This window comes from Microcoleus vaginatus HSN003, from assembly GCF_022701255.1.
Classification (GTDB): Bacteria; Cyanobacteriota; Cyanobacteriia; order Cyanobacteriales; family Microcoleaceae; genus Microcoleus; species Microcoleus vaginatus_B.
On the sequence record NZ_CP031705.1, the window covers coordinates 3,669,124 to 3,685,017 of the forward strand.

Below are 15,894 nucleotides of genomic sequence, written 5' to 3' on the forward strand. Positions count from 1 at the left end.
AAATTGTATATTCAGGGCGGGCGAGACGCCCACCCCACAAGACTTTGATTTTTTTTGACAGACAATTTAAAGGCTGAACAGCTTAATGACCACTGACCACTGACTACTGACCATCGATATATTGCTTTAAAGTATTCCGAATTTGTTTGAGCTGAAATCCCTTAGCAAGTAGGCGCAGCTTCGAGACAAACGGCCCTAAATTAGGTTCTAACCTCTCCAGATTAGCACTCTCATCAAAAATTTCTTCAATGTCGCCCATAGCTGCGAGTTTCAAAAGTTTTGTTACTGACTCAGAAGCCGCAGGTAACAGAGAAGAATAAGCAGGAAGATCAGAGGCGGGTGACAAACTGGGAGTTTTGCGCTTTTTGTTTTCCGAAGATTCCCCATAAATCCATTCTAGTCCCAAATGCACCCGCAACTGTTCCAAAAAGTGATTTGCTTCGATCGGTTTGGGAAGAAAATCATCGTAGCCTGCGAGGATGCTATCTTGCTGCGTAGCCTCGAAAACGCTAGCTGACATAGCGATTAACACGACATTTTTTACGACCGGCAACTGCCGCAGTTTTCTTGCAGTTTCTAAGCCATCCATTACAGGCATCCGCAAGTCCATTAAAATCACATCCGGTTTAAATTCAACAGTTTTGCAGAGGCATTCTTTCCCGTTTTGGGCTTCTGCAACCTCAAATCCCAAACGCCGCAGCAGCTTGCACAACAAATCGCGATCCAGTTGATTGTCATCCACGATTAGCACTTTCCGCTGGTTGCCGATAAAACCGACAACCCAGCGTTTTTCCTGCAAAGGAGACACCTCCAAGTACCGTTTAGCTGCGGGCAATTCTAAATCTACCCAAAAAATGCTGCCTTTTCCCAAAGTGCTGTGGACGCGAATTTCGGTACCCATTAGTTTCGCTAATTTCTGGCTAATCGACAGTCCGAGACCTGTACCTTCAACAAATGTATTGCCTCCTACTTGGTGGAAAGGCAAAAATATTTCTTCTAACTTGCTTCGTTCTATTCCTGTGCCGGTATCCTCGACTTGAAAACGGATTTTTAAAGCGTGTTTGGCTGCGATCGCATTGTGGGCAAAGCGCATATAATTTTCTTTCAGTTCGGAACTCAAAGTCGAGAGTTCATAATTTTCTCCTTGCCCTCGACTCCAGGCCCCTGTGCCGACATAGCCGACTTTGAAAGTCACACCGCCGCTGTTAGTAAATTTAACGGCATTGCTGAGTAAATTTATGAGAATTTGGCGCAATCTTTTTGGATCGACACGAACGCCGGTAGGCAGGGGAGAGACTTGTTCGTAATGGAACAAAATTTCTTTTTGAGAGGCCCGCATCTGAAAGAGATCAGCAATGTTTTTAATAAAATTTATAAAATTTAACTCTTCCGGGTAGAGTTCCATTTTTCTAGCTTCAATTTTGGAAAGATCTAAAACATCGTCGATTAACATCAGCAGGTGTTGACCGCACTGTTGAATATTGCTGAGACTTTCTTGGTGATCGGAGCTTAAGTCTTTGTCGGTTTTGAGGATTTGAGCGTAACCTAAAACGCCGTTTAAAGGGGTGCGTAGTTCGTGGCTCATATTGGCAAGAAATTCGCTTTTGGCGCGGTTGGCGCTTTCTGCGACTTCTTTGGCTTGTTGGAGGGCAGATTCTGCAAGTTTGCGATCGACAATTTCGGTTTGTGCTTGTTGAAATAGCGTCGATTGCTGGATTGCGATCGCCAATTGTACGCACAATTGCCGCAGGGATTCTATTTCTGAGGAATCCCAGCGACGGGGGCCGCTGCAATCCTGGGCAATTAGCAGTCCCCAGAGCTGATTTTCTGCGGTTTGTTCGGTCTGGGAAATGCTTTCTGGTGCTTTTAAAATCGGCACTACTAAGTTAGCTTTCACTTCAAATTCTTCGAGAAATCTCAGGTGGCATTCCCTCAGATTTTCACTATAAATATCTTCCATAGCTCGAATATGGCCTTGCTGGTAAATATCAACAAATCCCTCTTTAAAACATAAATCAAAATTGTGAAAATTTTGCAGAGAAATTCTATTTTTTGCCACTGATTCCACAACGACAACGCCGCTCCAGTCGGGATTAAAGCGGTAAATAACTGTGCGGTCTGTTTGCAAAAAGTGTCGCACTTCTTCGACAGCAGTGCTGAGAACTTCTTCTAAATTGAGGGAGGAGCGAATGCGATCGAGCATGGCAACTACTAGCCGTTCTCGCCTTAATTGCTGCTGCAGAGCCATCTCCGCTTGTTTGCGTTCGGTGATGTCGGTAATTACTCCCACTAACCCGATTAAATTACCAGTTTCATCTTTAATGCCGTCGGCGCGAAATAAAGTTGTTACCCGTTCGTTGTTTTTAGTGTGGATTTTGAGTTCGCCTTGCCAAGATTTGCCTTTACGGATCGTTTTAAACATTTCTAGCAGCACTTTAGTTTGGGGGTAAATTGCTGTTAATCCGCCTGCTGTGTTTAGTTCTTCTGCGGTGTAGCCGTACTGTTGAACAAAGGCTTGATTGTGGTAAAGCGATCGCCCTGTCAAGTCAGCAATGCCGATCGCATCGCTGGTGCTTTCCACCGCTTGAGTAACTCGCAGCAAATCTAATTCTGCTTGTTTGCGATCGCTAATATCAGTAATAGTGCCGATATAGCCTTTAATTTCCTGCTTGTCTCCGATTTCTGCAATTGCCTGACCGATCACCCAGATTACACGACCATCTGGACGCTGAAAGCGGTATTCTGATTTAAAAGGAATTTTCTCAATAATTGCTCGATGCCATTCATTTTTTACCCGCTCCGTATCATCGGGATGTATAGCATTCATCCAGCCAGTTTCTGCTGCTAATTCTGCGTTTAATCCCGTAATTTCGCTCCACCGTTGATTCACATAAAGGCAATTTCCCAACCTGTCGGTGTGGAATATGCAAACTGGCGATGCTTCTGCTAAAGTTTGGTAGCGACGCTGGCTCGACCGCAGAGCTGATTCTACCTGTTTTCTATTAGTTATATCGCGGACTATTGAAATGATTTCGCCACCGACAAGCCTTGTCAGCGACAATTCTTGAGGGAACTTACTACCGTCCCGGCGCTGACCTATCGCTTCTATATTGCAGTACCCTTTTTGCAGGAGCATCGGCATTATTTGTAGTTCAAAAAATAAATTTTCTGCTTTGCTGTAGAGCATTTTCCATTTCTTCCCATACAGTTCGCTAGTGCTAGCCAAGCCGTACATTTTGAGATAAGCCTCGTTGGAATAAATACATTCTTTATTATTATTAAACATGGCGATTCCGTCATAAGCAGCCGCCATTGCTACTGCTTGTCGCTGGAGTTGGGACTCTGCTTGTTTGCGAGAGGTAATGTCGTGACCGACTGAGTAGATTAAACCTTCTTCACCAAATGGCGATGATGTCCACAGGAAGCATTTGTAAGAACCATCTTTGCAGAGATAGCGGTTTTCAAAGGAGATGCTGGAGGTACCTGCTATTAGTTTTGCCCCTTCGGCTACGGTAGCTTTTCGATCGTCTGGATGAACAAATTCGATCATTGGCTTGGCCAACACTTCACTAATACTGTAGCCTAAAGCTGTTGACCAAGCTGGGTTTAAACGTTTAAAATTACCGTCAAAACCAACAATGCAAAGCAAGTCTAAGGAGATGGTAAAAAAACGATCGCGCTCTGTTTGGGCCTGCTTTAATTCAGTGATATCCATCACTAAACCGTCCCAGAGAATATCGCCTTGGCTGCCAGATTTGCTTTCATTATTGAGCCTTTCTGGTCTTGCCGCTCCTTGCAGCCACTTAACTTTTCCAGATGGTAAAGTCTGCCGCCACTGCTGCTGCCAAGGTTCCAGAGTAGTGGCTGAAATGGCGATCGATGCTTTTAAATCTAAGAGATCGTCTGGGTGAATTCCCTTGGAAATCAGTTCCGCATTTTGCTCTAGTGCTTCTGCCTCTAATTCGTAGAGTTGGCGGCTGCCTGAAGAGATGTAGGGAAAAGATATTTTTCCAGTTGCTGACATTCGTAATTGATAAATTATTCCCGGCAGGTTAGCTACTAATTTTTGAAAGCGAGCTTCGCTTTGTTCCAGGGCTTTTTGTTGCTGTCTGTATTCGGTAAAATCTCTAATTGTCCCCACTATTACTTTACTGCCGTCGGCTATTTTGAAGACGCTTTTTTTGGTAGAAATTATGTGTTCTCTCCCGGCAGAGTCGGTGAATTTTTCTTCGGTTTCCAAGCAGACACCCGTTGTCAATACTTCTTCATCTTTTGTCCCAAAAACAGCAGCTTCTGATTGGGAGAAAAAGTCATAATCTGATTTGCCGATTAGTTCTTGCCGCGATTTGCCGACCAACTGACAAAAAGCATCATTTAATATCATCCAGCGGTGTTGCTCGTCTTTGACAAAAATTGGGTCTGGGGTAGCATTTATGGTGTGGTTTAAAAATTCTTCTGACGCTTTCAGTTTGGCTTCGTAGCGGTAGCGATCGCTCACGTCCAACACTACTTCGATTATCCGGTCGATAGACCCGTCCAGGCGACGGATGCAGCGCAGGGAAACTCGCGTGTGAATTATTTCGCCGTTTTTTGTGAGCCACCTTTTGTCTAAGATGTAACCGTCGATCCTACCTGCTAACATCTGAGAAAAATTTTCACAATTAGCTTCCAAATCCTCTGGATGAGTCAACTCTAGCCAATTCTTTTGCACGAGTTCGTAGCGCTCATAGCCCAGCAAATTGCACAGGGCCTCGTTAACTTCTATCCAGTGGCAATTTAGAGGAATTTCGCTGTCAATAATTGGAGCGATGATGGCAATGCCGATCAGGGAATTTTCCACCACCGAGCGATATTTTTCTTCACTTTTTCGCAAAGCATCTTGACTGTTCTGGCGTTCTATGGCGTAACGGAGCGATCGAATTAACAGTTCGCTATCGATTTTCCTCTTTACCAAATAATCCTGTACGCCGACCGAAATCAACCGCAGCGCAAGTTCTTCGTCGTTTTGGGCGGTCAGAACTACGATCGGCACATTTACCCCGTACTCTTGTACCCGAGCCACCGTCTCGATTCCCAGACTATCTGGCAGTGAAAGGTCTAATAAAATTATGTCAAAAGTTTCTTGATTCAATCGCTGCTGCGCTTCGCTAAGGCGCTCTACTTTCGTCAGCACTATACGCTGCGCGCCGCCAATTTCTGACAGCAAATCTTCAATAAGCTCAGCTTCCTGAGGGTTATCTTCTACTAACAGAACTTTAAAGCAGATAGGAGGCAAAGCTAAGTTAAAAACTGCTTTCATAATATTTATCAATCAAAAAAATGTTAAACCAACTTGAATTTCACCTTTATTTCCGGGGCCGTTATTCACCACCTACACATACATCGGCGGTCAGATTCCGGTGTGAGCGAGCGCTACAAAAAATGTCTTTAATACTTATAATTATATCACGCACTAACTAGAGTGTCAACGCGCAACAATTTGGATTCTAACTTGTACTTTATACCCTTTTAAAAAAAGAAGGCAACTGTAGGCTCGTGCTTCCAATCCCAATAGTCACAGTCCTTCCCAATAATTCAAGTCTGTAATCTAAAATCTAAAATAGTATTAACTTCTACCTTGTAGCTTCTAGCTTCTGCCTTTAAATATAAAATTTAATATAGCTTTCGCTGCCTTCTAGCTTCTACATTCTGTCGAAAGGATGTCTCAATTAAGCCAGAGTAAAGTAAAAAGTTGAACCTTGTGCCGGTTGCGATTCCACCCAGATACATCCGCCGTGAAGTTCCACAATTTTTTGACAAATTGCTAAACCAATACCTGTCCCAGAATATTCTCTTTGAGTGTGCAAGCGCTGGAAAATTTGAAAGATGCGTTTTTGATGCTGCGGAGCAATCCCAATTCCATTATCTGAGACAGAAATTAACCACTTTTTATCCTGTTTGCAAGCGGTAATATGAACCACAGGCGGTGCATCGTGGCGATATTTAATCGCATTGCTGACTAAATTCTGAAATAGCTGTACAAGTTGAGAAATATCCCCCATTACCGCTGGTAATTCGCTGTAAGTGACAACGGCTTTATTCTCGCGGATCGCCCCTTGCAGGTTTGCGAGTGCTCGATCGACTGCGTGATTGCAATCTGTCAGTTCAAAAGGTTTCCGACTCCGGCCAACGCGCGAATATTCGAGTAAATCGTCAATTAAAGTTTGCATTCTGGTGCAGCCCTGAACGATATTGCCGATAAACTTACTACCTTGGGTGTCGAGTTGGTCTTTGTAGCGTTTTTCTAAAAGTTGAGCATAACTGGCAATGGTTGCTAAAGGCGCTTGCAAGTCATGAGAAGCCACATAAGCAAATTGTTCTAGTTCTGCATTTGAACGTGCTAATTCTTGGTTAGATTTTAATAAAGCCGATTCGGCGCGCTGGCGGTGCGATATCTCTTGTTGGAGTACCAAATTTTGCTCTTGCAGAGCTTTTTCAACTGCGCGACGGGTGCTGATTTCTTGTTGCAAGATTTGGTTTTTCTCCTGAAGTGTTTTTTCTACCGCTAAGCGGCTGGTGATTTCTTCTTGCAGCAGCACATTTTGTTCTTTTAGCTGCTTTTGTAAGTTCCGTAGGCTGAGGTGACTTTCGATGCGGGCGAGCACTTCTTCAAACTGAAATGGCTTGCTGATATAGTCAACACCTCCCACAGCAAATGCGTTTACTTTGTCGAAAACTTCATCCTTAGCGCTGATAAAAATTACTGGTATTTCGCGAGTTTTAGGTTCTAATTTCAAGTGCTGACAAACTTCGTAGCCGTTCATTTCCGGCATCATTATGTCGAGCAAAATCAAATCGGGTGGATTAGAATTGCAGGCTCTCAGAGCCATTTTTCCGTTAATCACGCAGCGGGGTGTGTACCCCCTCTGAGTCAACATCGTAGACAACAGACGCAGGTTTTCTGCTGTATCGTCTACTACTAAAATGTTTCCTAACGGCGTCCCTGGTTGGTGATTGTTCATTGATTATTTCCCTGTTCCTGTTTTATTCACACAAGATGTTTGCAGCTATCGATTTTATTTAGGACTTACGGAAAACACCCGGTTTTTAGTATAAATATGGGAAAAAAAACGAGAAATCAGCTCATAAACCGGGTGTTTAGCCGTTTGTACACAAGCAAGTCCTGTTATTGTTCGTTTACCAACCCTCAAATCCCCAGCAGCAGAGTCAAAGCATTATTGTCCCAAGTCAATCCTTTGTCTAAAACCTTAAATCCCGCGACTTTGCACATAGCTTCTAAAGCAGTAGCTGTAGGTAGCCACCAGCACGCCGCAAAATTGTTCATGTCAAAAACTGCTTTTTCAGTTATCCCTATAAGTGGGTTGTTGTTGATGTAGGGCTGCCAGTAAGCTCTTAAAACAGCTCGTTCAGCGTCGTCCAAAGCGGGAATAAACATTACTCCAGAAGCGGGAATTTCATAGCGTCCCCACTCATTTTCTATCACTTCTTGGGTAATAGCTGAAGTGAAAACTAAATGCTCGCGAGTTATCTGACGCAAGGCAACTAAAATCTGCAAGGGATGGGGGTGATGGTACAAAACTCCTGCACAGTGAACTACATCGTAAGGCTCGCCAATTTCTGCAAGCTGAATCTGAGTTATATCTCGATTCATACAATTATAATTAGCAATATTTAAACTTGTCATGCGATCGCGAAAATCTTGCCACCAGTCCATGGATGCTGGCATGGCATCAATCATTGTCAGACAAACTGCACCGTATTTGCTAGCTACAGATACTTTTTCGCTGACAGTTCCCCACCAGCCACCGACTTCTGCAAAAGTCTTACCTTTGGCAACTCGGGCAATGTAGCGATCGCGAATATCCTTAGCTTCTAACTCTAATAATATACTAGATTCCCCTGTTTGACGCTGTTTTTCTAAAATCTCCTCTAATTTTTGGGATATTTCTGGAGCTTTTGGTCTAATTTCTAAGGCCATCAAGTACAACATGATGGCTTCGTTAAGCCGATCGCTCTCAGCAAACTTTTGGGCGATTTCGGAGTAAAATTCAGGAGCGTGCTGCGGCTGCATTTCGTGATGATAGTAGCTAGTTGCTAGATCTGAATCAACCGGAGTTCTTTTAATGAGAGCCTTACCTAACTTCATGTAAATTTCCGGTAGAGACGGCTCGATTTTAAGCGCACAAAGGTAGGCGGAAACAGCATCATTCCATTCGTGACTTTCACTCAAAGCATCACCTAAATTGTAATACGACCAAGAAATACGGGGATTAAGTTCAATAGCACGTTGATAAGCGGTAGCTGCAGCTTTCCACTGTTGGCTTTTTAACAGCGCTTCTCCTAGATTGTGGTAAGTCCAAGAGAATTCTGGATTGAGTGCGATCGCCCGCCGATAAGCGAATGTGGCTGGGGAAAATTTCTGAAGCTTAACTAAAGTCAAAGCTAAGTTATAATGAGACCAAAATAAATCTGAATTAAGTGCGATCGCCTGTTCGTATGCAGCCTCAGCTTCCGACCATTTTTCTAGTTTAACTAGAGCATCCCCTAACTGGTGAAAAGCTGAGAAAAACTTCGGATCTAATTCAGTAGCGCGCTGGTAAGCTGCGACGGATTCTGACCATAGTTCTAATCGATCGCAAGCTGCACCAATGCTGTAGTAAGATCCAGAAAAATTCGGATTTATTTCAACACTTGTGCGATAACATCTCGCGGCTTCTTGCCATTTTTCTAACTTGAGCAGAACGCTGCCTAAGTTGTAGTATGACCAAAAAGAATTGGGATTTAACTCAATACTTTCCCGGTAGGCGGCCTCCGCTTCGCGCCACAGTTCGTTCGCTTGCAAAACATTGCCTAATTTGTAATGAAACTCCGAAATGTCCGGCTGGAGTTGAATAGCTTTGCGGTAGTGAACAATAGCTTCGTCCCACTGTTTCAGCTCGGTAGCAACTTCGGCTATCTTACAATAAGCTTCGCAAAAGCTCGGGTTTAAAAAAATGGTGCGGTGGTAACAAACTAGCGCTTTTTTGGGCTTATTTTGGGCAAGCAATGTATTACCCAAATCAAGATATTCTTCCGCTGTTTCTATTGGTTCCACGATGAGTGCTTGATACCAACAGTCTGCCGCTTCCTCAGCTTGACCGACTTGGGTAAATATCCGGCTCAAATTTCGGTAAAATCCTGCAAAGTCCGGTTGGATGGAGATAGCTTTTTGATAACAGCCGATCGCCTCTTGCCACTGTTCCAATGTAGCGCAGAGAGTGCCGAGGTTAGCAAAAGCTTCGGCAAAATCCGGTTGCAGGGCGATCGCAACTTTATACCAATACCTTGCGTCTTCTAGTTTACCCTGAGCTTGCAGCGCCTTCCCCAAGGTCTTGCAAGTCTTGGCGGAATTGGGGTGCGATGCCAAAACTTGCTGGCAAAGTGCGATCGCCTCATCCAACTTCCCTAAAGCCAAATAGACTTCTGCCTGTTGTTGAAAATCAACCGCTGCTGTTTCTGAATTCACTTCCTGCGTTCCTGTTGAGTAATAATTCTATGTATTATTGTATGGTACAACTTATCAAACTTCAAATTCAAGTAAATACATCTGCCGATGGGCAGATAAATAGTGCTAAATGTCAGCAACCTTAATATAAACTAGACAATAATAGGTTAATAGCGAGCTAAATAATGTCAACAGTCAATCCGACACCGCTAATCAGCGTAATTATACCTGTATATAATGGCGATCGCTACATCGTGCAAGCGGTAGAAAGCGCCCTCGGTCAAACTTTTAATAATTTGGAAATTATAGTTGTAAACGACGGTTCGACAGATCGCACGCAGCAAGTATTGCAACCTTATCTTGACAGAATTCGCTACATTTATCAGGAAAACCAAGGAGTCGGGGTAGCCCGGAATCAGGCTTGCCAACTAGCGCAAGGCGAGTTTTTGGCATTTCTAGATGCCGATGACTATTTCTTACCATCCAAGTTAGAAAAACAAATAGCTTATTTTGACGCTGACCCCGGATTAGACATGGTGCAAACAGGTTGGCTGATCGTCGATGAAACCGGGCGAGAAATTTCTGCTGTCAAGCCTTGGCAGCAAGCACCCGAATTAGATTTAGCCAGCTTTATCATATATAAATGTGTGCGTCCAAGTGCGATGATGCTGCGCCGAAAGTGGTGGGAAAAATTGGGCGGTTTCGATTCTCAGTTTCCACTAGCAGAAGATTTAGACTTTGCCTTGCGTTTAGCTTTAAAGGGGTGCAAAGCAGTTTGGTTAGAAGAGACACTTACCTGTTATCGCCAGCACAATTCTAATCTCATGTCAAGCGGTTTTAGGCTAATCAGGAATATAGAAATTGTGATGAAACAATTCTTCGATAGACCCGATTTGCCTCAGTCAATCCGGCAGTTAAAAAACCCGGAACGCTATCAATGCTTAAAGTGGCTGGCATGGCGGATGTATCGCGACGGTCATCTAGCAGAGATGGCTCAGTGTTTGGAAAAGTCATTGCAATATACGCCTTTTTCGCCCACACAAACAGTCTTGAATTGGCTGGAAAGTTTTCAGATGGCTTCTGAAGAATATGGTGAAAATTTTGACGCTTATTCGCTGAGTAAGTTAGCGGAATGGCAAGAGATAATTATGATGGTGATGACTAATCCACCCCCATCTCAACAAAGTTCTATTCCCACACCTTCACCAGCGGGTGAAGCGAAGCTATCCCAGAGGGAATCGCACATTTTACTCTACAACACGGACGATCCGGGCGTGGGAGGATTAGCGCAGTATAATCATGCCATTCTATGTAAGTTAGCCATGTTGGGCTATCGAGTCACTTGCGTGCAAACGAAACATTCTAGCCCCTTGCTGGAGCGAGAACGAGAGTTAGGTATAAAGCATTTGTGGCTGGATTTTAGCGGTCATAAAGATTTACAACGGATCTTAAGAAATACTCAGGATGCACAAGAAATTTTTGCTAGTAATAAACCCGATCTGATTATTTTTAGCGATGGTTGGCCCTTTTCCAATTTTGCAGCTAAACAGGTAGTTATTCAAATGGGAATACCATACATGATGGTGATCGGGTTAGTTATGCCAGAACACGCAACTTTTGCCTGCGAGGATGTAGTGCCTTATGTAGAAGGAGTGCTCTACCACTGCCTGCAAGCTAGAGCCTTGATTGTTGGCGCTTACGAACATTTGAATTTATTGTGCCAACATTTCAAGTTGCCAAAAGAGCTAGGACAAGTGATTTACTTGGGGCGTTCTCCAGAATATTTTGCACCTCCTAATGCTGCGGCTCGTCAACGCCTGCGACAAGAAATAGACATTCCTGAAGATGCGATTGTCTGTTTCACATCTGCTCGATTGGCATCGATTAAAGGGCATCGATATCAGATCGAAGCAATCAAGCAGTTGCAGCAGTCTCCTGTGTGGTCTAAACTGTATTTTGTGTGGGCAGGAACTGGTGAGGGAAGCGCTGACAATGTAGAAGTAGAATTGAGGGAAACTATTAAAGAGTTAGGAGTGAGCGATCGCGTGAAGTTGATCGGACAGCGCTGGGATATCCTAGATTGGCTGGATGCTAGCGACATCTTCATTTTGACTTCTCTAGCAGATGCAGCGCCTTCTTTTTCAGTCATGGAAGCCATGGCTAAGGGATTGCCGATAGTTGCAACGGCTGTGGGCGGCATTCCTGAAGGGCTTGGTGATGCTGGGAAATTGCTGCCCGATCCGAATACAGATCCAGAGGGAACCGCGAGGGAATTGGCGAAAACGGTAGAAGGTTGGGCGATGAATCCAGAATTGCGGCATCAAATCGGTCAAGCTTGCAAGCAGCGGGCCGAAAAACTATTCAAAGAGGAACGGATGTTGGCACAGTCGATGGAGGCGATCGAAAAAGCTTTAGTTGGCGATCGCGAAACAGATCAATTTGTTACTAAAAAAGAGGTGCAGAGGTCAATTGCGAAAATAGAAAGCCGGGTTTACTACAGCTCTTTAGTGTGGAATGCTTGGCAGGCTTACTGTCAAGAAGATCTAAGCGGAATGCAGAAGTTGCTTCAAGAATCTTTGGAGTACACACCTTTTTTGACTACAGAAACCCTATTGAATTGGGTAGAATATTTTGGCAATTTTTCCTCAAACAAAGGGCAGAAATTAGATACATATTCTCTAATTAATTCATCAGAATGGCAACAATTAGTCGAGCAAGTACAGGGTATTGAATCTGTATTTTATGCACGATAAAATACCCAATTTACCTTTGAAATTCGGATGGCTGTCAGCAGTAAAATTGCATCTACCTTCTGCCTGACCTCCCTTACATCCGCTACATCCCTTACAGAATCCTTTGCCGAACCCTTCCTGATCACCGATAAAACTCATGTCAATGCCAAATTCGACACCGCGGGTAAGTGTAATTATTCCCGCATATAATGGCGATCGCTACATCGCGCAAGCGGTAGAAAGCGTCATCAGCCAAACCTATAAAAACTGGGAAATTATCGTCATAGACGACGGCTCAACCGACGACACCCGCCAAGCATTGCAGCCTTATTTTGACAAAATTCGCTATGTTTATCAGGAAAACCAAGGAGTAGCTGCCGCTAGAAACCGAGGAATTCAGGAATCCCGAGGTGAATTAATTGCTTTTTTAGATCAAGATGACTTTTTACTGTCACATAAGTTGGCTGGACAAGTTGCGTTATTTGACGCTCAGCCATCACTAGGAATTGTTAATAGTGGGTGGCGAATGGTTAAAGAGCAAGGCGAAAGTATTTTCGATGTAAAACCCTGGGAATACTTGCCTCAGCTAGACTTAAAAACCTGGATTGTTTATATGCCTGTACTTCCCAGCGCCATGATGTTTTCGCGGCAGTGGCTGGAACGAGTCGGTGGCTTTGATTCTCAGTATGATTCAGTAGATGATGCCGACTTAATCTTGCGTTTAGCAGTATCTGGTTGCGAAGCTGCTTGGTTGCCTCAAGTGACAGTATGCTACCGCCAGCACGGGCAAAATGTGTCCATCCAGAGAGCGCTAAAACAGGCAAATCTTTGTATAAAATTAAAGCAAAATTTCTTCAGTAAACCGGACTTGCCCGAGGACATCCGCAAATTAGAAAAGCAGGCGTTGTATGAAGCTCTGACATGGATGGCGTGGCAACTGTACTACAGTGGCTATCCCGCAGAAATGACTGAGTATTTGCAAAAATCTTTAGATTATACCCCGTCCTCGCTGACACTAACTATAATAGATTGGGTAAAGCGCCTTACCGGAATTTCTAACAGCTACGGCTGCCCAATTGATGGCATTGCTCTCAGAAAAATACCAGAATGGAAACAGTTAATGGCTAGTATAATTCCTCCCAAAAAAGTGCGCGTCAGTGTCATCCTCCCGACTTACAACTGCGATCGCTACATTGTCAAATCCGTAGAGAGTGTTCTGGGCCAGACTTATCAAAACTGGGAAATTATCGTCGTAGACGACGGCTCAACTGACAACACTCGCCAAGTTTTAGCACCTTACCTCGATTTAATTCAATACATCTATCAAGATAACCAAGGAGCAGCAATTGCTCGAAATCATGCTTGTAAGTTAGCAAAAGGGGAATTTTTAGCTTTTCTAGATGCTGACGACTTCTTCTTACCAGAAAAACTAGAAAAACAAGTAGCTTGCTTTGACGCTGACCACACATTAGATATGGTGCAAACAGGTTGGCTTATGGTTGACGCAAACGACGAAGGCATTTATGCAATAAAGCCTTGGGAAGAAGCACCAAAATTAGATTTAGAAACTTTTGTTTTGTACAAATCGGTGCGTCCCAGCGCCATGATGCTGCGGCGAGAGTGGTGGGAACGCTTGGGAGGTTTCGATCATCGCTTGCCGCCAACAGAAGATTTAGATTTTGTCCTACGTTTAGCTTTAAAAGGCTGCAAGTCAGTTTGGTTAAAAGAGATATTAACCTGCTATCGTCAGCACGACAACAATATCATGTCCAACGGCTCCAAATTAATGAAAAATACGGAAATTTTGATGGAGCAATTTTTCTCGCGGTCAGACTTACCTCAGCACATCCGTGACTTAAAACGTGTGGAACGCTACAAGTGTTTCGTATGGATAGCATGGCGGATGTACCGCGACGGATATTTCCCAGAAATGGTCGAAAGTCTGGAAAAATCTCTGTATTACACTCATTTGACAGGCACTGAAACTGTTTTTAATTGGCTGGAAACTTTTAAGGGGGTGTCGGAACAGTACGCCTACAACTTTGATGCCTATGCCTTAACCAATTTACAGGAATGGCAAGACATAGTGGCGATCGCAGCGAACAATCCTTATCAGTTTCAATCGGCTCCCAGTTTGACTTCTCGGCCGCCAACAAAGCACATACTCCTGTACACAGAAGACTCAGGAGTGGGCGGTTTGGCTCAGTTTAACCACTCGCTGATGTGTAAATTAGCTGCTGATGGCTACCGAGTTACCAGCGTTCAAAGTCAAGCTTCTAATCCTTTAATTACCGAACAAAAACAGCTAGGTATCGAACATCTTTGGCTAGAGTTCGACACGATGAAAGAATTTTTGCGAATTGCTTACAATTTGGATGATGCTCAAAAGATTTACGCCCAGGCTCAACCGGATTTAATTATATTTAGTGACGGCTGGCCGATGGCTAACTTTGCAGCAAAACAAGTTGCGATCGAGCAAAATATACCGTACATAATCAGTCTGGGTTATATCAATCGCAATTATGAAACCTTCGATCGCGGCGATCAAATTCCCTATTTCGATGCAGTTGCCTACCAGTACATGGTAGCGAAAGCAGCAGTAGCAGTTTCCCACGAGAATTTAAACTTGTTCCAAAGTCTATTTAAAGCGCGTCTACAACGAGGAAAAGTAATCTATTATGGCAGACCAAATAGTTATTTTGAGCCGCCGAATCTTTCAACTCGCCAACGCCTGCGTCAAGAACAAGGAATTCCCGAAAATGCTGTTGTTTGTTTCACGGCGGCGAGATTGACTCCAATTAAAGGATATCAGTATCAATTGCAGGCGATCGCCAAATTGAAAAATCGTCCACTATGGCCCCAAATTTACTTTGTTTGGGCTGGGCCTGGGTCTACTACTCACGACAATCTAGAACCGGAATTAAGAGCAACTGTGAGCAAATTGGCAGTAGAAGAACAGGTTAAATTCTTAGGACAGCGCTGGGATATTGCCGATTGGCTCGACGCCAGCGACATCTTTATTTTATCTTCCGAAGCAGAGGGAATGCCACTAGCAATTATGGAAGCAATGGCGAAAGGATTGCCCGTAATTGCCACAGCAGTCAGCGGGATTCCTGAAGAATTAGGAGATACGGGAAAGTTGCTTCCCGATCCTACAATCGACCCAGAAGGAACCGTAAAAGAGTTGGTAGAAACGGTGGAAATATGGGCAGAAAATCCCGAATCGCGCCGACTTGCAGGACAAGCGTGCAAAGCGCGAGCCCAAGAACTCTTCAAAGAAGAACGGATGCTTCGGGAATATGGAGAAATAATTGAACAGGCATTTGTAAGTGACGATGATAGCGACAGTTTCTCTATTAGTCCGAAACTCAAGAAGCAGGTACAGCAAGTGGATAGACTGGTGAAATACTATTATTTAGTGTGGAAAGCTTGGGAGGCTTACGATCGGGGAGATATGTCCAAGATGGTGAATAATTTGCAATCGGCTTGGGCTTGCACACCTTATTTTACCACAGAAACAATCTTTGATTGGGTGAAAAACTTTGGCATTTTTGCTGTGGAAAAAGGGGTGGATTTCGATACCAACGAGCTGATCAACTCCCGCTCGTGGCAACAAGTGATAGAATCAATACAGGGTTTTGAAGTGTTTTCATCTGTTCGTTAAAACTGAGCTCTTGC

General features: G+C 43.9%; 5 protein-coding genes. 2 read left to right on the top strand and 3 right to left on the bottom strand.

Going from position 1 to position 15,894, the window contains the following annotated elements:
• Positions 1–103: 103 nt before the first annotated feature.
• From D0A37_RS15930 to D0A37_RS15940, 3 genes are all read right to left on the bottom strand, one after another.
• Entirely contained in the window at positions 104–5,299 is a 5,196-nt protein-coding gene (locus D0A37_RS15930; protein ID WP_242715772.1) for a PAS domain S-box protein, read from the bottom strand.
• 409 nt (positions 5,300–5,708) lie between these two features.
• Positions 5,709–7,001 carry an ATP-binding protein gene (locus D0A37_RS15935; RefSeq protein ID WP_242715773.1) on the bottom strand — a complete coding sequence of 431 codons (1,293 nt, stop codon included), beginning with the start codon at positions 6,999–7,001 and terminating at the stop codon, positions 5,709–5,711.
• A gap of 185 nt (positions 7,002–7,186) precedes the next feature.
• The gene (locus D0A37_RS15940) at positions 7,187–9,505 is read right to left on the bottom strand and encodes a tetratricopeptide repeat protein (protein ID WP_242715774.1); all 2,319 of its coding nucleotides are present in this window, start codon (positions 9,503–9,505) and stop codon (positions 7,187–7,189) included.
• 164 nt (positions 9,506–9,669) lie between these two features.
• Between D0A37_RS15940 and D0A37_RS15945 the strand changes: the two genes are divergently transcribed.
• Positions 9,670–12,237, top strand: coding sequence for a glycosyltransferase (locus D0A37_RS15945; protein WP_242715775.1), 2,568 nt, complete (start codon positions 9,670–9,672; stop codon positions 12,235–12,237).
• Positions 12,238–12,373: 136 nt separating this feature from the next.
• On the top strand, positions 12,374–15,880 hold the full coding sequence (locus D0A37_RS15950; protein ID WP_242715776.1) for a glycosyltransferase: 3,507 nt from the start codon (positions 12,374–12,376) through the stop codon (positions 15,878–15,880).
• Positions 15,881–15,894: the final 14 nt, after the last annotated feature.

Excerpts from the sequence above, each read along its gene's own strand:
- D0A37_RS15930 (WP_242715772.1), bottom strand. The coding sequence starts at position 5,299 with ATGAAAGCAGTTTTTAACTTAGCTTTGCCTCCTATCTGCTTTAAAGTT.
- D0A37_RS15935 (WP_242715773.1), bottom strand. The coding sequence starts at position 7,001 with ATGAACAATCACCAACCAGGGACGCCGTTAGGAAACATTTTAGTAGTA.
- D0A37_RS15945 (WP_242715775.1), top strand. The coding sequence starts at position 9,670 with ATGTCAACAGTCAATCCGACACCGCTAATCAGCGTAATTATACCTGTA.
- D0A37_RS15950 (WP_242715776.1), top strand. The coding sequence starts at position 12,374 with ATGTCAATGCCAAATTCGACACCGCGGGTAAGTGTAATTATTCCCGCA.